Raw genomic sequence first — 21,732 nt, forward strand, 5'->3', positions numbered from 1 at the left:
GATACCGTTGGCGGTATGCCCGACCAGCAGTCGCCGCCCGTCGCCCTGACGATCGCCGGGTCGGACTCCGGCGGCGGAGCCGGCATCCAGGCCGACCTGAAGACCTTCCAGGAACTCGACGTCTTCGGCACCTCGGTCATCGTCGCCCTGACCGCTCAGAACACCGTCGGCGTCCACGGCGTCCACGCCGTCCCGCCGACCTTCGTCACCGCGCAGCTCGACGCCGTCGCCACCGACATCCGCCCCGCGGCGACCAAGACCGGGATGTTGGCCTCCAGCCAGCTGATCAGGGTCGTCACCGAGGGGATCCGCCGCCACGAGTTGGACAACGTGGTCGTCGACCCGGTCGCGGTGTCCAAGCACGGTGACTCCCTCCTGGCCCCCGAGGCCACCCAGACCCTGGTCTCCGAGCTGCTGCCGCTGGCGACCGTCGTCACGCCCAACCTGGGGGAGGTCGAGCTGCTGACCGGCGTCACGGTCACGGGCATCGCCGACCTCCCACGGGCCGCGGAGGCCGTGCTCGCCCTGGGCCCATCGTGGGTCCTGGTCAAGGGTGGGCATCTGCCCGACAACGACGACGCCGTCGACCTGCTGGCCGGCGGTGGCCAGACGATCGAGGTCCGCTCCACCCGGTGTGACTCGACCGACACCCACGGCACGGGGTGCACCCTCTCCTCCGCCATCGCCGCCAACCTCGCCAAGGGGATGAACGTGCCCACCGCGGTGAACGAGGCCAAGACCTACATCACCGGGGCCATCCAGCGGGGCATCCGACTGGGCGCCGGCATCGGCCCGGTCGACCACGGCTGGCGGCGCCGCTAGGGCCGCGCCGTCGCACCCCTCCGGTAGCGTGTCGGCTGTGGAGCTGAGTCTCGAGGACCCGGTCGGCAGGGTGCCCGGTGTGACGGGCAAGCTGCAGTCCGTCCTGGCCCAGCCACCCTTCATCGTCACCACCGTCCGGGACCTCATCTGGTACCTGCCCCGCCAGGACGCCTACAAGGATCTCGGCGCCACCCAGCCCGTCGCCGACATGGTGGTCGGTGAGCCCGCCACGGTCATCGGCACGATCCACCGCTGGGAGCGCGTCTTCCCCAAGAAGCGAGGCCGCGGCGGCAAGCAGCTGACCATCCAACGCGCCCACGTCCGCGACGACCAGGGTGGCCGCCTGACCGTGGCCTTCTTCAACCAGCCGCGGCTGCCCACCCGCCACTCCGAGGGGTCGCAGGTGGCGATCAGCGGCACCGTCGAGAACTTCCGCGGTCAGCTGCAGCTGAAGGGCCCCAAGCTGGTCGGGCTCGACGGCAGCGACGGCGCGGAGCCGCTCACGGACGGACACCTCCAGCCGGTCTACCGGGCCACGGAGAAGCTCGGCTCACCTCGCATCGCACGTCTGATCGCCGAGGCGCTCGCGCTGCTGCCTCCGCTGGTCGACCACCTGCCGGAGGAGCTGCGCAACCGCCACGAGCTGGCCCGACTCGATTGGGCCATCCGTGCCATCCACCAGCCAGCCGACGGCGCCGATCTGCGCTTGGCCCGGCAGCGCCTGGTCTACGACGAACTGCTCGGCCTGCAGTTGGTCCTGCAACGCCGCCGACGTGAGCTGGAGGAGCACGCCAAGGGCCTGATCAACGCCCCGGCCGCGGGCGGCGCCGTCGATGCCTTTCGCGCCACGCTGCCCTTCGACCCGACCGGCGATCAGCAACGGGCGTTCGACCAGCTGGATGCCGACCTCGCCTCCGAAGCGCCGATGCACCGGCTGCTCCAGGGCGATGTGGGCACCGGCAAGACGATCGTCGCCGCCCACGCCATGCTGCGCGCCGTCGACGCCGGACGACAGGCGGTGCTGATGGCCCCGACCCAGGTCCTCGCCGAGCAGCACCTCACCACGTTCTCCGACCTGCTCGCTCGGACCGTCATCCCCCGGCTCGGCCGACCGCCACGGCTGCGGATCCTGAGCGCCAACCTGACCAAGGCCCAACGTGCAACGGTCCTGCAGGAGACCATCACCGGCGAGTGCGACCTCCTGATCGGCACGCACGCGGTGCTCGAGGACAACGTCGTCTTCGCCGACCTGGGTGTGGTCGTGATCGACGAGCAGCACCGCTTCGGCGTCGGCCATCGTGCCACCCTGGCCAGCAAGCGGGATGACGGCGCGACCCCGGACGTGCTCGTCATGACTGCCACACCGATCCCGCGGTCGCTCGCCCTGACGATGTACGGGGACCTCGACGTCACCGTCCTACGGACCCGCCCGGGAGCCGACACCATCACGGTCACCACCACGGTCCTGGCCACTGACTCGCCGCGGCGTGAGAAGCTCTACGACTTCGTCCGAGCCGAGCTCGACGCCGGGCGGAAGGCCTACGTCGTCTGCCCCCTTATCGAGGAGTCGGAGGCCCTGGAGGGCGTGACAGCGGCGACGGTGATGTACGAGGAGCTCGCCTCCGGCCCCTTCGCGGGGTACGAGGTCGGGCTGATGCACGGCCGTATGGCCGCCGAGGACCGGGACGCCGTGATGGCGGCCTTCCGAGACGGCTCGGTCCCGCTCCTGGTCGCCACCACCGTCATCGAGGTCGGTGTCAGCGTCGACGAGGCCTCGGTCATGATCATCGAGGACGCGGACCGCTTCGGCATCTCCCAGCTCCACCAGCTGCGTGGGCGGCTGTTCCGAGGCCACCCGACGAACTACTGCGTGCTCTTCTCCGCCGACCCGGTCGACAACCCGCGCTTGGAGGCGCTCGCAACCTCTGACGACGGGTTCGAGTTGGCGGAGGAGGACCTGCGTCTGCGCCGCGAGGGCAAGATCCTCGACACCGCACAGACGGGGGAGACCGACCTGCGCATCGCCTCGCTGATCGCCGACGTCGACGTCGTCGCCACGACGCGGGACGATGCCCGCGAGCTGCTCGAGGACGACACCAGCCTGTCCCGCCATCCGGCCATGGCCGCGGAGCTGCGACGCCGGTACGACCCCGAGGACCTCGCCGCGCTGGAAGCAGGCTGATGCCCCGGGTCATCGCCGGGACGGCGGGGGGCCGTCGCCTGGCCGCGCCGCCCGGCCCGTCCACTCGTCCGACGGCCGATCGGGTCAAGGAGGCCATGTTCTCAAGCCTTGGTGACGTCACCGATGCGGTCGTCCTCGACCTCTTCGCCGGCTCGGGCGGGCTGGGTATCGAAGCGCTCTCGCGAGGGGCGGCATCCGCGGTGTTCGTGGAGCAGAGCAGGCGCATCAGCGACGTGGTCGGTGCGAACCTCGCGGCGGCCGGCCTCGCCGACCTCGGCACGGTGCTGACGGTCGACGCCGCCCGGTTCTGTCGCGCCCCCGCCGGCTATGGCATCACCGCACGGTTCGACCTCCTCCTGATCGACCCGCCCTATGCCGTCGCCCACGACGACATCGCACAGCTGGTCAGGGATCTCCGGCGTGCCGGTGCGCTAGGTTCCGACCCGCGGGTCGTCCTGGAGCGGAACCGCACAGCCGGCCGCGATCCGCTGCCAGGGCTGACCCACGACCGCGAGCGCCGCTACGGCGACACGACACTGCACTACTACCGCTCACCACCAACCTGACAGGAACCACCCACTCCATGACCGTCCACGCCGTCTGCCCCGGCTCGTTCGACCCCGTCACCCACGGGCACCTGGACGTGATCCGCCGCGCCAGCCTGACGTTCGACCGGGTCACCGTGGCCTGCATGCGCAACGTCTCGAAGCGTGGGGGGCTCTTCGACCTCGATGACCGCCTGGCCATGCTGAAGGAGGTCACCAGCGACCTGCCGAACGTCGAGCTGGCCGTCTTCAAGGGACTGCTGGTGGAGTTCGCAGACGAGCACGGCATCGACGTCATCATCAAGGGCCTGCGCGCCGTCAGTGACTTCGAGTACGAGTTGCAGATGGCGCAGATGAACCGTTCCATCGGTCACATCGAGACGATGTTCCTCTCCGCCAATCCCGAGCACTCGTTCCTGTCGTCCTCCCTGGTCAAGGAAGTGGCCCGCTTCGGCGGTGATGTCAGCGACTTCGTCCCGCCGCTGGTGGCCGAACGGCTGGCTGACAGATACCGGACGGATGAGGCAACCTAGGGTCATGGATCTGGATGCCGCCCTCACTGCGCTCGACCGCCAGATGGTCGAGGCGCGTCCGGTGCCGCTCTCGGCATCGGTGATGGTGAACAAGGACGAACTGGAACAGATTTCGGCCGCGATCAAGGCCGCTCTCCCCGAGGAGATCCGGCAGGCCAAGTGGGTCCTGAAGGAGCGGGACCAACTCCTGGCCCAAGCCTCCCGAGACGCCGAACAGATCGTGGCCGACGGGCAGCTCGAGCGCGACCGCATGTTGTCCGAGACCGAGATCGTGCGCGAAGCCCAGCGGGAGGCGCAGCGGATCGTCGACCGAGCCAGCGAGGAGGGCCGGAAGCTGCACCACGAGGCCGAGAACTTCGTCGATGCCAAGCTGGCCGACTTCGAGGCCATGCTCCAGAAGACCTTGAGCACCGTCGCCCGGGGCCGCGACCGGCTGCAGGGCCGTCAGCCGGGCATGGATCCTCTGGACACGGATCGAGGTGAGGATCCGACCATCCCGGGCGGCATCCCCATGGACGGGCGCGCCGAGTCCACCGAGCCCGACGGCCTGACCGAGGACAGCTCCCGCAAGGTCGCCAAGTTCTTCGACCACAACGAGGCGCTCTAGCCGCACCTCGTCCAGCCGCCCCCGGGGTGCCGACGCCGTGTCCACCGGGACGGCGCAAGCTATGATTGCGGACCTTGCGCGGAACGCGACCGCACTGGTGCGCCCGCACACGCCGGATCCTGCGACCTCGAGCTCACGAAGGCACGACTGACGACGGCCCATGGCCACTGATCTTCCCGAGCTGGACTCGACCACGGTTGAGGTCAGCGCACTACTTGATTCACCGGGCGCGACGCGCCCGGTGGATTTGCGTGTCGGCGTACCCAAGGGATTCGAGATCCCGCTCGCCACACTCGGTGACGTCGTCACCATCAGCGGGCAGCTCGACGCCCTGGTCGACGGGGTCCTCCTCCGTGGTGCCGTTCGCGTGGACGCCACCACCCGGTGCGCCCTCTGCCTGACGGAGCTCACCACCGACGAGATCCGCGCGGACGTGGCCGAGCTGTTCACCGAGCCCTCGACCGCCGAGGAGCCGGAGGACGTGGAAGAGGGCTATGAGGTCGTGGACGGCACCATCGACGTGGACGCCCTCATCCGCGATGCGCTCGCGGCCGCCGCCGACCCCTCCCCGCGATGCCGGCCGGACTGCGCGGGCCTGTGCCCGACCTGCGGGATCGACCGCAACACCGGAAGCTGTGCCTGCTCCGAGGAGCTCATCGACGATCGCTGGGCAGTCCTCGAAACCTTGGAGCTGGACACCTAGGCCCACACCGCGGCCCAGCCCAGATCACTGACCACCCCACCAACCAGGAGAGCCTCTCATGGCCGTACCGAAGCGAAAGAAGTCCCGGAGCCGCACCCGGCACCGCAAGGCGCAGTGGATGAAGACATCCCCGCCGACCATCACGCGGTGCTCGCAGTGCGGCGCTGACACCAAGCCCCACACGGTGTGTGCGACCTGTGGCACCTACCGCGGCCGCCAGGTCGTCGAGCCGCGTCCCTAGGCCCTGTCACCACCGGCATGCCAGACCACTCACGGATGAGCGACGCTCAGTCCGTGATGTACTCGCGCGGAGACGACGCCCGGGACGACCGTGAGCCAGCCGGCGACACCAGCCCTCCGACGGCCACCCGCACGGCGGAGGAAGCGGCGCTCGAGGACGTGCTCGGCGTCGTCTTCGACGACGTCGAACTGCTCCGGCAGGCTCTGACCCACCGCAGCTACGCCTTCGAGGCCGGCGGCATCGGGGACAACGAACGCCTCGAGTTCCTCGGTGATGCGGTGCTCGGCCTGGTCGTCACCGACGAGATCTACACCACACTGCCCGAGAGCGCCGAAGGCCGTCTGGCGAAGGTCCGCGCCGCTGCTGTGAACACCATCAGCCTGGCCGAGGTCGCGCGCGACATCGGCATCGGCGACGCCGTCCGCTTGGGGGTCGGCGAGCAGCAGTCCGGCGGTCGGACCAAGGACTCGATCCTGGCCAACACGATGGAGGCCATCCTGGGCGCTGTGTACCTGGACGACGGCATCGAGACTGCGCGTGAGGTCGTGCTGCGGCTGTTCCGGCCGATGCTCGAGGACATCGTGACCCGTCGCGAGTCGCTGGACTACAAGACCTCCCTCCAGGAGCTCACCGCCGCCGAGTTGAACCAGATGCCCAGCTACCACCTGACCGACACCGGACCGGACCACGCCAAGGAGTTCACCGCCCACGTGGTCATCAACGGGGAGAGCCTGGGTTCCGGCATCGGCCGCAGCAAGAAGGAAGCTGAGCAGGGTGCCGCCCGCGAGGCGTTCAGACTTCTGAGGCAACGCCACGGCACCGGCGCATCGGCGCCCGCCACTCCACCATCCGCACCAACCGAATCAGCGAAGGATCGTCCGTGACCCAACTGCCCGAGGTCGAAGTACTCAAGCGTGACCTGGAGAAGGAAATCGTCGGGAAGAAGGTCAAGGACGTCTGGCTGTCCCCGGCCGACCTGTGCAAGCGGCACGGCACCATCAAGGACTTCTCCCAGACGCTCTCGGACCGCAAGATCCTCGAGTTGGAGCGCCGTGGCACGCTGCTGCTGTTCGGACTCGATGAGGACAAGACCCTCGTCGTGATCCCGGGCACGCGTGCCCGGATGAGCAAGGAGACGGCCAACGAGGACCGGCTGCCCCTGACCCGCATGACGATGACCTTCACCACGGGCGGGTCGTTGCACTATCACGACGCCGAACCCGACGGGGAGTTGTTCGTGATCGACACCGATCAGGTGGCCGACCTTCCGGAGCTGCAGAACCTCGGGATGGACCCGCTGGCGGAGCCGATCCCGTGGCCGGTGTTCGCTCAGGCCCTGACCGACCGCGCGGACATGATGAAGGCCGTCATGGCCGACGACTCCTTCGTCGTCGGGCTCGGGGACATCTACTCCGACGAGATCCTCTTCGAGGCCGGGCTTGCGCCCAGCCGGGAGTCCGCCACCCTGTCGAGCCAGGAGGTCCGTCGCCTGCACCGGGCGATCCTCGAGGTCATCTACGAGGCCATCAAGCAAGGTGGCACCGACCAGCTCTCGGAGGAGTACCCCGAGGGGTTCCTGCCCTACGACGAGGTCGACCACCTCAAGATCTACGGTCGTGAGGGTCAGCCCGACGCCCGATCCCGCGCGACCATCGAGTACGGCAAGATCGGGAAGGGTCTGTACGCCTACTACTCGCCGAAGACGCAGACGTAGCAGGTCTTCGTCGACGCTGAGGTGTCCGTCCGGGGTCGTCAGCATGGTTACGCCTCCGCGAACCCCTTTTGAGCATCGGCTCCACCACGCCGCCGCCCCCGGACTGTCCTCCCGCAGCCCGTTCCGACAACCCCTCACGGGTGACTACGGGCAGTAGGCGTCAGACGGAGATGAGGAGGGCGGCGCCGATGGCTCCAAGCCAGGCGCAGACGAGGAGTGGGAAGAAGCGGAGGGGTGGGGTTTCCGGGTTCTCGTGGACGGCCAGGCGGTGACGGGCCTGCCAGTAACCGAGCGCCGCACCGCCGGCCACCGCCACGATCGTGACCAGCGGGCTTGAGGCCCGCTCACCCGGCTCGGCGATCAATCGGTTGGCCGCGACGGACAGGACCAGGCCGATCCAGCCGTAGCCGACGAACCAGCCGTAGGCGGCAGCAGTGGCCCAGTTCCGGCGGGCCTGCTCGCTCATCGGTCGACCGTGTCGGTTCCAGATGCGGCCGGTGATCCGACCAGCCCGCCGGACCCGGGGTTGGGAGTCCGCGTCGACCTGATCTGGCCGGTCAGTCACAGGCGATCGGTGATGTAGGCCACCGACTGCTGCAGCGCGGCATTGAACTCCGTGGCGTTCGCGGCCGCGGCGTCGTGGTCCCCCTCGACTTCGGTGATCAGTGCGTGCGGGATCCTGGCCGCCAACTCGAGCTGGGAGGTCAGCGGGACCAGTCGGTCCCGAGTGGTGACGATCACAGCGGCCGGCCGGTCCATGCCGCCGATCCAGCCTCGCGAGTCGAAGCGGCCGAGCTCCCGCCCGGCCTCCGAGACGTCCTCGGCGTCACCCCGCTCGATCTCACCGACCAGCCAGGGGATCGGCGGTGCCGCGTCCTCCATCTCGGGGCTGATGACCGGGGTGATGCTGACCGGAAGCTTGCCCCGAAGCTGCGCCACCAGAGCCCACTCGAGCCAGGACCTCGGCAGCAGCCTGGTCCCGACCTGGTACACCGACATCCAGCGCCACTGGGCGCCGCTGAGCGGCCCGAAGCGGAACTCCGACGCGGTCGAGCACAGAACCACGCCCGCGACGACGTCGGGGTGACGCTGCCACAGCAGCTGGGTGATCGGGCCACCCATCGAGAAGCCGACGATGATGCTCGGGCCGAGATCGAGGTGGCGGATGAGGGCTGCGACGTCGTCAGCAACGTCCGCCAGGCGGAACGGCGAGGAGTGGCGGGTCCCACGACCGTGTCCACGATGATCGGGCGCGATCACCCGGGCCAGCTTCCCCATCTCCTCGTAGTTCGTGAACCAGTTGAGGTCGGCCGATGCCAGCCACCCGTGCAGCAGCACGATCGGGGGATGATCGGCTCCGTGCGCCGGGCCGGGATGGTCGCGGACGAACATCTCCCCGCGATCAGGGATCGGGATGATCTTGGCCTCGGGCAGCCCCGGTGGGGGGTTGAGTGTGTCCAGGCCGTCGATCGGTTGACGCGAACGACCGGTCAACCAGGTGACCAGCGCCGAACCGGCCGTCGTGCCGACCACCCCTCCCGCGAGCGCAGCGAGGACGATCCGTTGTCGCGCGGTGGGCATTGCGGAGGTCTAACCCTTGTCTCATCGGGAGCATTCGGCGTATAGTTCCAGGCAACGCGCCGCCGGTCGTGTGGTGCGTGCGTTTCGAGGGTACGAGCGCGTCACCCCGACGACCACATCTGAAGCTGGTCACACGACCCACCCAAATCGCCCCCACTCCACACCTCGCTAGGAGACAGCCACACATGAAGGCCATCGTCGGTTCCTGGGACACCGTCCCCCACAAGTTGCTCGCCGAGCTGACAGCGCTGCGGACGAAGGTGGCCCAACTCAAGGCTGAGATCGATGAGCTGCAGGCCGAGAACGCGATGCTGCGTGAGGTCCAGGCCGGGTCGCTGAGCGTCGCCGAGAACGTGCTGGAAACCCCGTTGGACGACAAGGCGCTGGCCAGCACCTCCGCGTAGCGTCATCGCAGCGCTGTAGCAGTCGACTGACGGGGGGCACCCGGTCGCTTGGGCGGCCGAGCCTCCACGGAGTTCGGTGTGCGGACTCCTAGACTCCGATCCCACCGTGTATCTCAAATCCGTGCAGATCCGAGGGTTCAAGTCCTTTGCAGACAAGACCCAACTGGACTTCGAGCCAGGCATCACCGTCATCGTCGGGCCGAACGGGTCGGGCAAGTCCAACATCGTCGACGCGCTGACGTGGTCGATGGGCACACGCAGTGCCAAGGACCTGCGCGGTGGCCAGATGGCCGACGTCATCTTCGCCGGTGCGAAGAGCCGGAAGGCGATGGGCCGCGCGGCTGTGCAGATCACGATCGACAACGCCGATCAGAGCCTGCCGATCGAGTTCAGCGAGGTCACAGTCGGCCGGGCGATGTTCGCCAGTGGCGAGAACGCCTACTCGATCAACGACGTCGACTGTCGCCAACTGGACGTCGCCGAACTGCTCAGCGACACGGGCCTCGGGCGTGAGACCCACACGATCGTCGGTCAGGGTCGGATCGATGCGGTCCTGAACGCCCGACCGGAGGAGCGCCGCGCGTTCATCGAGGAGGCCGCCGGAATCCTGAAGCACCGCCGCCGCAAGGAACGGGCGCTGCGGAAGCTGAAGCAGATGGACGGCCACCTGGAGCGACTGGTCGATGTGCTGGGGGAGATGAAGCGACAGCTGCGACCGCTCGAGCGCCAGGCGGAGGCCGCGCAGAAGCACCAAGAGCTCTCCGACCAGCTGGCGGCCATCCGGGTCGATCGGGGCCTGCGGGATCTGGCTGCGCTGCTGGTGCGGTGGAACGACGAGCTCGAGGATCCCGAGCAGGCGACGGCCCGTCTGGCCGGGCTGGAGGAGTCCCTCGCCGCGCTGCGCGGTTCGGAGCGTGCCATCTCGCGCGAGCTCTCCGAGCTCAGCCCCGCCGTCCGGCAGGCCACCGAGACCCAGTTCGGGCTGGCCAACTTGGCTGAACGTGCGGCCGGTGTGGTCGAGCGGATCGTGGAGCGCCGGAACGGACTGACGGAGGCGGCCGAGGAACCGATCGCCGGCCGCCCGCCAGAGGAGCTGCGGGCCGACGCCGACCGGGCGGGCGCTGAGCTGGCCGAGGTGCAGGACCGCGTGCAGCGCACCGCCGCAGAGCTCGACGCGGCGCGACAGGCCACCGCCGCGGCCGAGCAGGCCCGGCGGGCGCACGAGCAGGCGGCAGCGGCCGAGGCCCGCCGGCTGGCCGAGTCACGTGAGCGGCAGATTCGGTGGGAAGGGGAGCTGGCGACGCTGCGCTCCTCCCTGGGGCAGGCCAACGCCGAGTTGGGTCGCCTCGACTCCCAACTCCAGGCGCAGGACGACCGTGCCACCGAACTCGAGGCCGATGCCATCGCGGTCAACGAGCAGATCGGTCGCCTCGATGCGCTGCAGCCCGAGCTCGCCGACGCGCTGCGTGGGCTGCGCGAACGGCGCAGCAAGCTGCAGAAGGCCGCATCCGATGCTGCTGTGGCCGAGCGAGAGCTGGAACGGCGCCGCGCGTCGCTGGAGGCACGCGCTGACGCGCTCTTCGCGGCCTCCGCAGAGCCTGGGACAGGTGCGGCGCAGCTGGCAGCCGCGGCCGACGAGGGCCGGATCGAGGGAGTCCTCGGACCGCTGGCCTCGCTGGTCACGGTCGAGGAGGGGTTCGCTGCCGCCGTCTCAGCCGCCCTCGGCCCGGTGGCTGACGCGACCGTCGTCCACGGCCGCACCGCCGCCGAGGGTGCACTGGGCTTCGTCGCAGACGCCGACGTCGGACGGGCACTGCTGTTGGTCGCCGGCTCCCCCCACATCCAGCCCGAGCAGCCGTCGCTGGACTCCATCGGCGCGCGTCCGCTCGGCGAGCTGATCGACGGGCCCGCCGACGTGGTCGCCGCCGTGCGTCGCGCGCTGGCCGGCGCCTACATCTGCGACGACCTGGCCGCCGCCTGTCGCCTGGCCGACACCCGACCCGATCTGATCTTCGTCACCCCGGACGGCGAGTTGGCCGGCGCTCGCGGACACGCTGGCGGTGGCGCCGCCGCCCACACGGCGGTCCTGGCTCGGGCGGCCGCGGAAGAGGCCAAGGCCCAGGCCGACGCCCTGGCCAGCGATCTCGGGGTAGCCCACCGTCGGGTGGGCGATGCCGACCGCGCGGTAGAGGACATCGCCGAGGATCTCCAGGCCGCGCAGGCATCGATGCAGGAGTCCGACGCCCAGATCACGGCCGCAGCCGAGCGCATGGGGCGGCTGCGCAAGGAATTGAAGCGCTGCGAGGCCGAACGGGAGCAGATCCGGCGACAGCACGATCAGATCAGCCGGCAGGCCGAGGATCGCGCGACCCGCATCGCGGCTCTGGAGGAGCGGGGGCCGCAGACCCCCGAGCGCGATCCGCGGTTCGAGGGCGTTCCCACCGGGGACCTCGAAGCAGAGCGTCTGGACGATGCGCTCGTCGCGGCCCGGGAGGGCGAGGTCCAAGCTCGACTGGCCGCCTCATCCGCGGCGCAGGACGCCGACGAGCTGCAGCGGCGGATCGCCGAACTCCTCACCGAGGCCGACCGTGTCGAGGCCCAACTGGCCGAGCGCCGTCGGCGCCAGGCGGCGCGTCTGGCTGCCATCGCCCGGTGCGACGAGTTGGAGGGCGTGGCCCGCAGCGTTCACCAGCGGGCACAGGACTCGCGGGTGGCAGCTGCTGCGGAGCGCGACCGGCTGGAGGACGCCAGGTCCGAGCAGCAACGCCAGCTGGGTGTCGTCCGGGCACGGGCTGCTGAGCTCGACGCCGATCTCGCCACCGAGAAGGACAACCGCCACCGCGAGGATCTGATCCGTCAGGAGTTGGGCCTGCAGATCGAAGGGGTCCGTGGGCGCCTCCGCGAGTTGGGGATCACCGATGCCGACGCGCAGGTCACCGAACGGGGTGATGATCTCGTCGCCGGCGGCGAGGAGCGCAACGCCGAGTTGGCCGAGGCCGAGGATGGCTTGGCTCGCAAGATCGGGCTGCTCGGCACGGTCAATCCCCTCGCGCTCGAGGAGTTCCACGCCCTCAAGGAGCGGCACGCCTTCATGACCGACCAGTTGGCGGACCTGCGCTCATCGAAGGCCGACCTGTTGCGCGTGGTCGAGGCGGTGGACGTTCGCATCCGTGACGTGTTCGAGGCCGCCTTCGACGACGTCGCCCACCACTTCGAGCGCATCTTCCCGATGCTCTTTCCCGGCGGATCCGGCAAGCTGATCCTGACCGAGCCAGACGACATGCTCACGACCGGGGTGGAGGTGGAAGCTCGACCCCCTGGCAAGAAGGTCAAGCGGCTCAGCCTGCTCAGCGGTGGCGAACGGTCGCTGACCGCGCTCGCGGTGCTGTTCGCGATCTTCGCCGCTCGTCCCTCACCCTTCTACGTGCTGGACGAGGTCGAAGCCGCGTTGGATGATGCGAACCTCGGTCGCTTCCTGGCGGTCCTCGACGACTTCCGTGGGACGAGCCAGTGGATCATCGTCAGCCACCAACGCCGGACCATGGAGGTCGCCGACATGATCTACGGGGTGTCGATGGACTCGAGCGGCGTCAGCAAGGTCATCAGCCGCAAGCTGGAGCGATCGGGTCTGGTTGGTGCTGGTGCGGCGCCACCGCGCGGCTGAGTCTGCGGAAAACCGGTCAAGTTTCGCCACAATCGGCCGATACTCCTCTCTGCACACCCCTGTTCTCTCACCTGTGAGGTCCGTTTCGTCATGAAGAAGTTTGCCTGCGGCGATGTTGTCCCTGGTTGCGACGCCACCTTCGAGGGGGAGACGGTCCAGGCCATCCTCAGTCAGGTGGGCATCCACGCCCGGGACGGACATGGCATCAACCAGGTGACCGACGACCTGATCCAGTCGGTCACGGACAACATCCACTGACACCAGTGGACCAGCCCGGGGACGAGACGGTGCACCTCGAGACACCTGTCGGGACGGACGCCCGGGACCTCCCCCGGGCCGACCGGCCCTACACGCCGACGCGGGATGAGATCCTGGCCGTGTGCCGGGACAACAACCTGCTGTCCCACGTGGCTCAGCCGATCATCGATCTCGGCCGGGGCACCATCGTCGGGTTCGAGGTTCTCGCTCGGTTCTTGCAGGGCTCACCCGATACCTGGTTCGCGGCGGCGACATCCCACGGGCTCGCCGCACAGCTTGATGCGATCGCGCTGCGCAAGGCGCTGCACTGGTTGCCGGACCTGCCCCGCAACACCTTCCTCACCGTCAACATCGAGCCGCACAGCCTGCTGGATGAGGCCGTCCAGGCCGTCTTCCGGGAACACGGCAACCTCGATCGGCTGGTCGTCGAGCTGACCGAGCACTCCAAGATCGGCAGCTTCGCCAGCCTTCGCAAGCCGATCGAGCAGCTGCGTGCAGCAGGTGCGATGATCGCTGCCGACGACGTCGGGTCCGGCTACGCCGGCATGCAGATGCTGCTCGAGATGCGGCCACAGATCGTCAAGATCGATGGCTCGCTCGTCTCCGGCATCGACCGGGACCCTGCGAAGCGGGCCGTCGTCCGCATGTTGGGTGAGTTGGCCGGACGGATCGACGCGTGGGTGCTGGCGGAGGGGATCGAGCGCGAGGAGGAGCTCACGGAGATCATGCGGCTCGGTGTCCCGCTCGCGCAGGGCTTCTATCTGCGCCGACCGCAGACACCCTTCGACACGGCCATGTCGCTGCAGACCACCGCTCTGATCCGAGGACAGGCCGCCCAGCTGTCAGCTCGTGAGCAGGTCAGCAGCATCATGGACGTGGTGCCGCTGGTTCCCTCCTCCACCGAACCGCCCGACCAGGTCACCGCCGTCGAGGTCAACGCCTACAGCCGGCCGTACGCGCTCCTCCACCGCGGCGAGCGGGTCATCAGTCCGCTCGTGGTCCAGTCGACGGAGTACATCTCCGACGTGGCCAAGCGCGTCGTCGGTCGTGCCGGCGAGCTGACACCGGTCATCGTCGTGGACGTCAACGGCCGGGCCCAGGGCATCGTGCGCCCCCGACAGCTCCTGAGTGCGCTGGCTGACCGGATCACCACCGAGCAGTAGCGCCTAACGCTGTCAGGGCCGCCGGGTAGCCTGCTCGGCTATGGAACTCATCATCGTCCTGCCCATCGTCGCGGTGATCATCCTGATCGTCGTCGCCGGGCTCTTCGTCGGGCGTCGACGCGGCACCGGTACCGGCGACGGGGCGGTCGGCGACACCCCACCGGCAGGTGACACGCTGACGCGGGACGACGTCACGACCCGCGAAGAGACTGCCGACGGCATCGAGCCCGGGCCGCCGGACACAGACGTTGATCCGTACCCCGGCGGTCCCGACCTGCTCATCGAGGACGAGCCGGTGATCGAGGAGGTCACGCTGACGCTTGGTCAGCGGTTCCGCCTGCGGCTGGCCAAGGCGTCAGGAGCGCTTGGTAGCAACCTGCGCGGCATCTTCTCAGCCGGCCTGGACGAGGACGCCTGGGAGGAGTTGGAGGAAGCCCTCATCGCTGCCGACGTCGGGGTCGAGGCCACGCTCGAGCTGGTCGAGGGTCTCCGCAACCGCGTCAAGGACGAGGGCATCACCGACGGCGAGGCGGCGCTGGCGCTGCTGAAGGAGGTGCTCCGCCTCGAGCTCGGCATCGCCGATCGGTCCATGGCCCGGCGTGAGGACGGGCCAACCGTGTGGCTCTTCACCGGCGTCAACGGCACCGGCAAGACCACCTCCATCGGCAAGTTGGCGAAGCGGCACGTCGACGCCGGCGAGTCCGTGGTGCTGGCGGCCGCTGACACCTTCCGTGCCGCCGCCAGCGAACAGCTCGGCGTCTGGGGCGAGCGCGCGGGCGCCCGCGTGGTCCGCCAGGACGAGGGCGCCGACCCGGCCGCAGTAGCCTTCGACGGCTGGCAGGCAGCCTCGGCCGCGGGCGCCGACCTGCTGATGATCGACACGGCTGGTCGGCTGCAGAACAAGAAGGAGCTGATGGCGGAGCTGTCCAAGGTCAAGCGCGTCGTCACCCGCGAGTCCGAGCAGTTGGACGAGGTCCTGCTGGTGATCGACGCCACGACGGGCCAGAACGGACTCTCGCAGGCCCAGGCCTTCACCGACGCCGTCGACGTCACCGGCGTGGTCCTGACCAAGCTGGACGGCACCGCGAAAGGCGGGATCGTCATCGCGATCCAGCGAGCACTGGACATCCCGGTCAAGCTGGTGGGACTGGGCGAGGGCATCGACGATCTGGCCGAGTTCGACCCCGACGCCTTCATCGACGCGCTGTTCGCCGAGGTCGCCCCAGACGCGGACAACGCGTCGTAGACGGACCCGCACGTGCCCTCGATCGACCAGCTTGATGCGGACGAGGTCCGAGACGCACTGGCGTTGCTCGGGCTGGACGATCCCGGGTCGACGCACACGGCCCGGCGCCTGCTCCGCGAGCAACTGATCGCGCCAGGAATGGTCGCCGACCTGGTCAGTCGCGCGGAGGATGTCACGGCCGAGGTGTTCCGAACCGTCGCGATCGATGGTGCCGCCTCCGTGGAGGACCTGATCGGCCGCGGCTGGGCCGGGCGGGGTCGACTTCCTGCGCCCCTCGACTGGCTGCAGCGCCGCGCACTGGTGATCGTGGGGGACGAGGGGCTGGTGCACGCCACCGATGAGGCCAGACACGGCTACGCCACGCTGACGTTCGATCTGCCACCGGCCGAGGACGTGGACGTCGATGCGCTGGAGGAGCCACCACCTGAACCGACGGCCCCGCTGCTGATCGAGGAGGCCCGGACAGTGGTGATCGCGCCCACGCAGGCGGCGCTCGACCGGGCAGCGGCTGTGCCTGGCGCCGCACTGCGGACGGTCGCTGACACCGTGGCGATCTCCTCCCGGCCACCCCTGGTGGTGCAGTCGGCACTCGAATCGGCCGGGGCCGAGGTCAGCGCGGCACACGGCATCACCGTGTCCGAGCGGGAGATGACGTTGCCCGGGGCGGAGGAGGAGGCGGTCGGGCCACGTGCCATCCGACAGCTGGTGTCGCGTGCGCTGCAAGAGCAGCGCCAGTTGCGTCTGGAGTACTTCGCTTCCTCCCGCGGCGGGCAGGCCACCGAACGCGTGGTCGATCCGTGGGCGTTCGAGGACGATTTGCTGCGGGGGTACTGCCATCTCCGCAGTGCGGAGCGAGCCTTCGCAGTCGATCGGATCGGCCGTGCCCGTCTGCTGGCGACCGCGGTGTCGCACCGGCCCGAGTGAAGCGGTGTCTGGCGACGTGAGCATCGAGCAGGATGGCGGGGTGGACGAGGCTCCGGGGCATCCCAGTGGACTGTCCACCGAGGCGATGGTCCGGCGAGTTCAGAGCTTCGACTCGGTCTTCTACGACCGGATCGCAGAGCAGGTCACGGACCTCCCCTTCGGCGTCGCCAGGCTGACCCCCGAGCTACCCCGGGTCTACTCCATCAACGGCGTGGAGGTCACCAAGCCGGCTGCGCTGAGCGAGGTGCTGCGAGCGACCGAGGTGGTCATGACGACGGCCGAGATGCGGCATCGGCTTGTCTTCACCAGCGTCCCGGAGGTGGCGTGGACCCTCGGACCCGGCCTGACCGACCGGGGGTGGTCCATGTCGCGCACCGTGTACATGGTGCACGACGGCGTGACCGAGCCGCTGGTCTCGCCGCTCGGCTTCGACCTGGTCGACATCGAGCGCTGGACTGCGGTCTCGGCCGCGTTCACCGCCGACAACGAGTGGGGCAGGTCCGCGCCGGTCCAGGCGGACATGGTCGGCCGGGACCGTCGGGTCGCGGAGCGGATCGACACGACCTTCGTGTTGTCGAGCAACGGGCAGGCCGGCTGTCACGTGTACCGGGGTGCAGGCACCGCCCAGATCGAGCAGGTCCACGTCCTCAGTGAGGCCCGTGGGCACGGACACGGTACCGGGCTGCTGGCGAAGGCCCTGCAGGTCGCAGCAAACGAGCGATTGACCTTCCTCATCGCCGACGCCGACGACTGGCCGCGACAGTGGTATGAGCGGTGGGGCTTCGTGGCGGTGGCGTCGGCCTGGGAGTGGCTGCGTCTGCCGACCGAGTGAGCGGTCGAGTGAGCTGAGGTGCGCCGGTAGGGTGGGTGGCCTCATGTTTGATGCCCTCCAGGACCGTCTCGACGCCGTCTTCGACCGCTTCCGCAGCTCCAAGTCCCTCTCCGAGGACCAGGTCGCCGAGGGGCTGCGCGAAATCCGCCTGGCCCTGCTCGAAGCCGACGTGAACTTCAAGGTCGTCAAGACCTTCACGGGGCGGATCAAGGAGCGGGCTGTCGGCAGCGAGGTGTCCGAGGCACTCGATCCCGGCCAGCAGATCATCAAGATCGTCAACGAGGAACTGGTCACGATCCTGGGTGAGCAGTCGGCGGCCCTCGACCTCGGCTCGGCGTCTCCGGCCGTCATCATGCTGGCGGGTCTGCAGGGCGCCGGTAAGACCACGGCGGCCGGGAAGCTGGCCAAGCTGTTGAAGAGCAAGGGTCGATCCGTGGTCCTGGTGGCGTGTGACCTGCAGCGCCCCGCAGCGGTCCGTCAGTTGCAGGTCCTGGGGGAGCGGGTCGGCGTTCCGGTGTTCGCTCCGAAGACGGAGGGCGACCCGGTCGAGGTGGCTGAGAATGCCATCGCCGAGGCCAAGCGGCTGGGTGCCAGCGTCGTCATCGTGGACACCGCCGGCCGGACCAACATCGATGAGGAGATGATGCAGCAGGCCGCCGACATCAAGGCGGCCGTGAACCCGGCAGAGACCCTCTTCGTCATCGACGCGATGATCGGTCAGGAGGCGGTCAACGTCGCGAGGGCCTTCCAAGAGGCAGTGGACTTCACGGGGGTGATCCTCTCCAAGCTGGACGGTGACGCCCGTGGTGGCGCCGCCCTGTCGGTGGCTGAGGTCACCGGCCGACCCATCAAGTACGCCTCCGTCGGTGAGAAGCTCGAGGAGTTCGAAGCCTTCCACCCCGACCGCATGGCCGGTCGGATCCTCGGCATGGGTGACGTCCTGACGCTGATCGAGAAGGCCGAGGCCGTCTACGAGGAGGGCCAGCAGGAGGAGATGGCCCAGCAACTGCTCTCAGGGCAGTTCACGCTGGAGGACTTCCTCAGCCAGCTGCAGTCGGTCCGGCAGATGGGACCCATCGGCAAGCTGATGGAGATGATCCCCGGCATGGGCAAGGCCATGAAGGAGGCCCAGGCGGAGATCGACGAGGACGACCTCAAGCGCATCGAGGCGATCATCCAGTCCATGACGCTGGAGGAGCGTCGCAACCCCGACATCCTGAACGGGAAGCGGAAGAAGCGGATCGCGCGCGGATGCGGCCGGTCGGCCCAGGAGATCAACGAACTGCTGCGCTCCTACAAGGAGATGCGCAAGATGATGAAGAACCTGGGCCCCATGATGGGCGCCATGGGCGGGGGCGGCGGCACGATCAGTCAGGCCCGGGCGCTGCGCAAGATGCAGAAGGAGCTCGGCGGCGGGGGCGACATGTTGGAGCAGCTCGCGGCCCTGTCCGGGGATGACCCGATGGCGATGGCCGGCATGGGCGGCCCGCCGAGCGGCTCGGGCAACAAGCCGGTCCCGCGCCGGAACAAGAAGGTGCCGAAGCGCAAGAAGAAGAAGCGTCGGTAACCCGTCGCTCGCCGGTTCTGCAGCGGGGTCTCCGCTCCGGGGGGCGGTGCATGGTTCCGCCTCAGCGACCCCTTTTGAGCATCGGCTCCACCACGCACCGCCCCCCGGAGCTGGCGTTCCAGAGTCTCGATGGTCACGACCTGCCATGATCGGCTTGTGGACAGTGCGACCGGCGGCGAGGGCAATGCGGCAGGCCTGTCATTCGATCGGATCGCCGATCGGTATGAGGAGACCAGGGGTGGGGTCGAGCGGGGGGTGCGGTATGTGCCGACGATGCTCCCGTTCATCGATATGAGTCGGCCGGTGCTGGAGGTCGGCGTGGGGACCGGGGCGGTGGCGTCGCCCCTGGCCGAGGCCGGGTTGGACGTGGTGGGTCTGGATCTGAGCCCGGAGATGCTGCGGGTGGCGGCCGGTCGCCTGGACAGCCTGGTGTGTGGGGATGGCAGTCGGCTGCCGTTCGCCCCAGGCGCATTCGGGACGGTCGTGGCGGTGTGGGCGGTGCACGTCATCGGTGATACCCAGCGGCTGGCGGGGGAGGTCGCGCGGGTCCTGTCGACCGGCGGGCGGTTCCTCGTCGTCTCCAGCACCCCTGACCAGGACGGCACCGACGTGACCGACATCGCCTACGGGTTGGCTCGCGACCTCGGGCGCGGGTGGGACCGGTCCGCGGAGTTGGCGGAGGTCCTGCGGCCGGCTGGCCTGATGTGGGAGGGGGATCACCGGTTGGAGCCGTGGGAGGACTCGTTGTCTCCGGCTGCGGCCATCGAGGGCATCGAGCAGCGCATCTGGTCGATGCTCTGGGATCTGGACCAGCCGACGTGGGATGCGGTGGTCGAGCCGGTGGCGGCCCGGCTTCGCGCGTTGCCCGAGCAGGATCGTGGTCGCCCGCGTCATCAATGGCATGTGCTGTCGGTCTACCGATCTGCGGACGGGTGACCCGCCACCTACGGTCGAGATATGGAAGGGGCGGAGGACCAGGATCGTCGTCGTTGGTCTGCCGCCTCCTGGGTGATCGTCGCCGCACTCGTGCTCGTGGTCGGATGGGTGGCCGCGGGCAGCAACGGCGGCGACTTCGGCCCGCCGGTTCCGACGGAGCCTCCCGCTGGAGCGCCTCAGACCGTGGAGTTGACCGTCACGGCGCGGCTGGACGGTCCGCTGGCTGACGACCTCGTCGTCGAGGGCTCGGGCTTCGACGGTTGGCCGTTGCGGGCACGAGTCGGGGACGCCCTGCTGAGACCCCAGACGCTGCTGCTGCGAGCCCGCTCCGACCGTCCTGTCGACCTTCCGGATGGTGTCCTCCCGCCCCCGGAGTCGGTCCTGGACGGGTTGGGGGCGTGGACGATCGATGATGCCACCGGGTTCGGCGTGGCTCTGGGTGCCGCGCAACCGCGGATGGTCATGGCGGCGGACGATCCCGATCTGGTCGACGTGGAGCTTCCGGCAGGTCGTGTCCACCCTGCGGTGCCGACCGTCGTGACCATGTGGCTCGGCCATCCCGAGATCACCGGACCGGACGACAGCTGGCGCCTGGACGTCCCGTTCGGCGACTCGACGTTGGTCGTGGACGTCGAGATCACACCGAGCGCGGCAAACCTGGCGTCCTTGCCCTTCCGGCCACTCGAGGACGTGGCCGGCGAGGTGCTGCCGGTTCCCGACATCGGCTCGGCCAGGCCGGCGCTGATCGGCAACGGCCGGCCGGTCTGGATCGCCAACACCGAGGAGCACGGGATCACCGTTGTGGACGCCCGCTCACCCTCCAGTCCCACGGGCGTCGTCGATCTGGTCCGCTGGTGCCCGGGGACCGAGGGGTTCATCGCGGCGGAGTACAGCCAGTACGACGCCACCGGGGAGATCCTGAACCCAGTCGAGGGGCCTGGCCTGGCCACGTACACCGGCGCGGTCAGCGACATCGGGGAGTTCGCGCTGGATGGTGGCCGGGCAGGAAGCCTCCGTGAGGCGCTCCGCATCGTGGAGGCACACGGCGGCTACACCTTCGATGACGGCGGCTTGTCGAGCGGACCGTGGTTGGCCTGCACTCCACCCGACGGACCGCACGGGGATCCGGCCGATGACGACAGCGTGCCGTTCGACATCTCGCTCTTCCCGGAGGCGCCCCTGTCGATCGTCCCCTCGATCGGGACCAGCACCGTCGTCCGTGCCGACGTGCACCTGGAGCCGGACGGTACGGGCTATCTGTGCGCCACCGATTCGGATGGTGTGTGGGCGTGCCGCGGCGAGGATGTTGTCGCGGTCGATGTCTCGCACCGCACCCCGGACTGGTCCTTCGATCGAGGTCGCAGGGCGGTCGAAGGCCCCGTCGTCATCGGGGCCATGGTGGACGGGGTCGTCAGCGAGCTCTGGCGCACTCTTCCGGTGGAGCCGGTGCCAGATCCCAGCGACGCGCCCATCTCGACCGTGGCGGTGTGGCAGGCCTTCAGGCCCGTCGAGGACCTGCCCAACGACTGCAGCCAGTGGGTCGAGGACTGCCTCGGGATGGCTTCGGTGATAGGCCTGAACATCCTCACGGCCGACGGTCCACTCGATGGTCAGGACTGGGACGGGTCGTTGCCCGACGGGTGGGTGGGGACGCTGGCCGCCGGAACGAGCGGGCCGCGTGAGTGGGAGCAGCCCGTGGTCGACGATGCCAACATCGACGGCCTGACCGAGGGCGACCTCGTCGCCCTGCGGATGATCGGTCCGTACGGCGGCGTTCGGGTCGAGCCGCTGCCTGGCGGCGCCGGTTGAG

Annotated in this window: 21 protein-coding genes; 19 read left to right on the top strand and 2 right to left on the bottom strand. The window is 69.2% G+C overall.

What is annotated here, in order from left to right; translation table 11 throughout:
- Positions 1-15 precede the first annotated feature (15 nt).
- The 9 genes from thiD to C1746_RS16270 all read left to right on the top strand — a co-directional run bounded on the left by thiD (position 16) and on the right by C1746_RS16270 (position 7,347).
- Entirely contained in the window at positions 16-822 is an 807-nt protein-coding gene (gene thiD, locus C1746_RS16230; RefSeq protein ID WP_116715819.1) for a bifunctional hydroxymethylpyrimidine kinase/phosphomethylpyrimidine kinase, read from the top strand.
- 37 nt (positions 823-859) lie between these two features.
- On the top strand, positions 860-3,004 hold the full coding sequence (locus C1746_RS16235) for an ATP-dependent DNA helicase RecG (protein ID WP_162867853.1): 2,145 nt from the start codon (positions 860-862) through the stop codon (positions 3,002-3,004).
- On the top strand, positions 3,004-3,570 hold the full coding sequence (gene rsmD, locus C1746_RS16240) for a 16S rRNA (guanine(966)-N(2))-methyltransferase RsmD (RefSeq protein WP_116715821.1): 567 nt from the start codon (positions 3,004-3,006) through the stop codon (positions 3,568-3,570). The genes C1746_RS16235 and rsmD overlap by 1 nt, the downstream gene beginning before the upstream one ends.
- Before the next feature lie 17 nt (positions 3,571-3,587).
- Complete coding sequence (gene coaD / locus C1746_RS16245; protein ID WP_116715822.1) at positions 3,588-4,082, top strand: pantetheine-phosphate adenylyltransferase; 495 nt, start codon at positions 3,588-3,590, stop codon at positions 4,080-4,082.
- A 4-nt stretch (positions 4,083-4,086) separates the two neighbouring features.
- A complete protein-coding gene (locus tag C1746_RS16250; RefSeq protein WP_116715823.1) occupies positions 4,087-4,689 on the top strand; it encodes an ATP synthase subunit B family protein in 603 nt (200 codons plus the stop codon).
- 160 nt (positions 4,690-4,849) lie between these two features.
- Positions 4,850-5,392 (top strand): YceD family protein, encoded by a 543-nt coding sequence (locus tag C1746_RS16255; protein ID WP_116715824.1) that lies wholly within the window; start codon positions 4,850-4,852, stop codon positions 5,390-5,392.
- 58 nt (positions 5,393-5,450) lie between these two features.
- Positions 5,451-5,633, top strand: coding sequence for a 50S ribosomal protein L32 (gene rpmF, locus C1746_RS23015; protein WP_116715825.1), 183 nt, complete (start codon positions 5,451-5,453; stop codon positions 5,631-5,633).
- A 35-nt stretch (positions 5,634-5,668) separates the two neighbouring features.
- Positions 5,669-6,517, top strand: coding sequence for a ribonuclease III (gene rnc / locus C1746_RS16265; RefSeq protein WP_205711938.1), 849 nt, complete (start codon positions 5,669-5,671; stop codon positions 6,515-6,517).
- Positions 6,514-7,347, top strand: a complete 834-nt coding sequence (locus C1746_RS16270; protein WP_116715826.1) for an Fpg/Nei family DNA glycosylase — start codon at positions 6,514-6,516, stop codon at positions 7,345-7,347. Before rnc ends, C1746_RS16270 begins: the two co-directional genes overlap by 4 nt.
- Before the next feature lie 160 nt (positions 7,348-7,507).
- Here C1746_RS16270 and C1746_RS16275 read toward each other — a convergent pair whose 3' ends face one another.
- Together C1746_RS16275 and C1746_RS16280 are read right to left on the bottom strand one after the other, a co-directional pair.
- On the bottom strand, positions 7,508-7,813 hold the full coding sequence (locus C1746_RS16275) for a hypothetical protein (RefSeq protein ID WP_162867854.1): 306 nt from the start codon (positions 7,811-7,813) through the stop codon (positions 7,508-7,510).
- A 95-nt stretch (positions 7,814-7,908) separates the two neighbouring features.
- On the bottom strand, positions 7,909-8,928 hold the full coding sequence (locus tag C1746_RS16280) for an alpha/beta fold hydrolase (protein ID WP_116715828.1): 1,020 nt from the start codon (positions 8,926-8,928) through the stop codon (positions 7,909-7,911).
- A gap of 185 nt (positions 8,929-9,113) precedes the next feature.
- Here C1746_RS16280 and C1746_RS16285 point away from each other — a divergent pair, with 185 nt between their 5' ends.
- The 10 genes from C1746_RS16285 to C1746_RS16325 all read left to right on the top strand — a co-directional run bounded on the left by C1746_RS16285 (position 9,114) and on the right by C1746_RS16325 (position 21,731).
- Complete coding sequence (locus tag C1746_RS16285; protein ID WP_116715829.1) at positions 9,114-9,332, top strand: hypothetical protein; 219 nt, start codon at positions 9,114-9,116, stop codon at positions 9,330-9,332.
- A 106-nt stretch (positions 9,333-9,438) separates the two neighbouring features.
- On the top strand, positions 9,439-12,996 hold the full coding sequence (gene smc / locus C1746_RS16290; RefSeq protein ID WP_162867855.1) for a chromosome segregation protein SMC: 3,558 nt from the start codon (positions 9,439-9,441) through the stop codon (positions 12,994-12,996).
- A gap of 90 nt (positions 12,997-13,086) precedes the next feature.
- Positions 13,087-13,254 (top strand): DUF1059 domain-containing protein, encoded by a 168-nt coding sequence (locus tag C1746_RS22165; RefSeq protein WP_162867856.1) that lies wholly within the window; start codon positions 13,087-13,089, stop codon positions 13,252-13,254.
- A gap of 5 nt (positions 13,255-13,259) precedes the next feature.
- The gene (locus C1746_RS16295) at positions 13,260-14,417 is read left to right on the top strand and encodes an EAL domain-containing protein (protein WP_162867857.1); all 1,158 of its coding nucleotides are present in this window, start codon (positions 13,260-13,262) and stop codon (positions 14,415-14,417) included.
- A gap of 40 nt (positions 14,418-14,457) precedes the next feature.
- The gene (gene ftsY / locus C1746_RS16300; protein ID WP_116715832.1) at positions 14,458-15,663 is read left to right on the top strand and encodes a signal recognition particle-docking protein FtsY; all 1,206 of its coding nucleotides are present in this window, start codon (positions 14,458-14,460) and stop codon (positions 15,661-15,663) included.
- A 12-nt stretch (positions 15,664-15,675) separates the two neighbouring features.
- Positions 15,676-16,587, top strand: coding sequence for a WYL domain-containing protein (locus C1746_RS16305; protein ID WP_116715833.1), 912 nt, complete (start codon positions 15,676-15,678; stop codon positions 16,585-16,587).
- A 16-nt stretch (positions 16,588-16,603) separates the two neighbouring features.
- On the top strand, positions 16,604-17,419 hold the full coding sequence (locus C1746_RS16310; RefSeq protein WP_162867858.1) for a GNAT family N-acetyltransferase: 816 nt from the start codon (positions 16,604-16,606) through the stop codon (positions 17,417-17,419).
- A gap of 43 nt (positions 17,420-17,462) precedes the next feature.
- A complete protein-coding gene (ffh, locus tag C1746_RS16315) occupies positions 17,463-18,986 on the top strand; it encodes a signal recognition particle protein (protein WP_116715835.1) in 1,524 nt (507 codons plus the stop codon).
- Positions 18,987-19,142: 156 nt separating this feature from the next.
- Positions 19,143-19,922: a class I SAM-dependent methyltransferase gene (locus tag C1746_RS16320; RefSeq protein ID WP_162867859.1), complete on the top strand. Its 780-nt coding sequence runs from the start codon at positions 19,143-19,145 to the stop codon at positions 19,920-19,922.
- Between the two features lie 21 nt (positions 19,923-19,943).
- Positions 19,944-21,731: a hypothetical protein gene (locus tag C1746_RS16325; RefSeq protein ID WP_116715837.1), complete on the top strand. Its 1,788-nt coding sequence runs from the start codon at positions 19,944-19,946 to the stop codon at positions 21,729-21,731.
- Position 21,732: the final 1 nt, after the last annotated feature.

This window comes from Euzebya tangerina (assembly GCF_003074135.1).
GTDB classification, from domain to species: domain Bacteria; phylum Actinomycetota; class Nitriliruptoria; order Euzebyales; family Euzebyaceae; genus Euzebya; species Euzebya tangerina.

What these genes read in the sequence shown, in the direction of transcription:
- thiD (WP_116715819.1), top strand. Translation starts at nt 16, where the DNA reads ATGCCCGACCAGCAGTCGCCGCCCGTCGCCCTGACGATCGCCGGGTCG.
- rsmD (WP_116715821.1), top strand. Translation starts at nt 3,004, where the DNA reads ATGCCCCGGGTCATCGCCGGGACGGCGGGGGGCCGTCGCCTGGCCGCG.
- coaD (WP_116715822.1), top strand. Translation starts at nt 3,588, where the DNA reads ATGACCGTCCACGCCGTCTGCCCCGGCTCGTTCGACCCCGTCACCCAC.
- C1746_RS16250 (WP_116715823.1), top strand. Translation starts at nt 4,087, where the DNA reads ATGGATCTGGATGCCGCCCTCACTGCGCTCGACCGCCAGATGGTCGAG.
- C1746_RS16255 (WP_116715824.1), top strand. Translation starts at nt 4,850, where the DNA reads ATGGCCACTGATCTTCCCGAGCTGGACTCGACCACGGTTGAGGTCAGC.
- rpmF (WP_116715825.1), top strand. Translation starts at nt 5,451, where the DNA reads ATGGCCGTACCGAAGCGAAAGAAGTCCCGGAGCCGCACCCGGCACCGC.
- rnc (WP_205711938.1), top strand. Translation starts at nt 5,669, where the DNA reads ATGAGCGACGCTCAGTCCGTGATGTACTCGCGCGGAGACGACGCCCGG.
- C1746_RS16275 (WP_162867854.1), bottom strand. Translation starts at nt 7,813, where the DNA reads ATGAGCGAGCAGGCCCGCCGGAACTGGGCCACTGCTGCCGCCTACGGC.
- C1746_RS16280 (WP_116715828.1), bottom strand. Translation starts at nt 8,928, where the DNA reads ATGCCCACCGCGCGACAACGGATCGTCCTCGCTGCGCTCGCGGGAGGG.
- C1746_RS16285 (WP_116715829.1), top strand. Translation starts at nt 9,114, where the DNA reads ATGAAGGCCATCGTCGGTTCCTGGGACACCGTCCCCCACAAGTTGCTC.
- C1746_RS22165 (WP_162867856.1), top strand. Translation starts at nt 13,087, where the DNA reads ATGAAGAAGTTTGCCTGCGGCGATGTTGTCCCTGGTTGCGACGCCACC.
- ftsY (WP_116715832.1), top strand. Translation starts at nt 14,458, where the DNA reads ATGGAACTCATCATCGTCCTGCCCATCGTCGCGGTGATCATCCTGATC.
- ffh (WP_116715835.1), top strand. Translation starts at nt 17,463, where the DNA reads ATGTTTGATGCCCTCCAGGACCGTCTCGACGCCGTCTTCGACCGCTTC.
- C1746_RS16325 (WP_116715837.1), top strand. Translation starts at nt 19,944, where the DNA reads ATGGAAGGGGCGGAGGACCAGGATCGTCGTCGTTGGTCTGCCGCCTCC.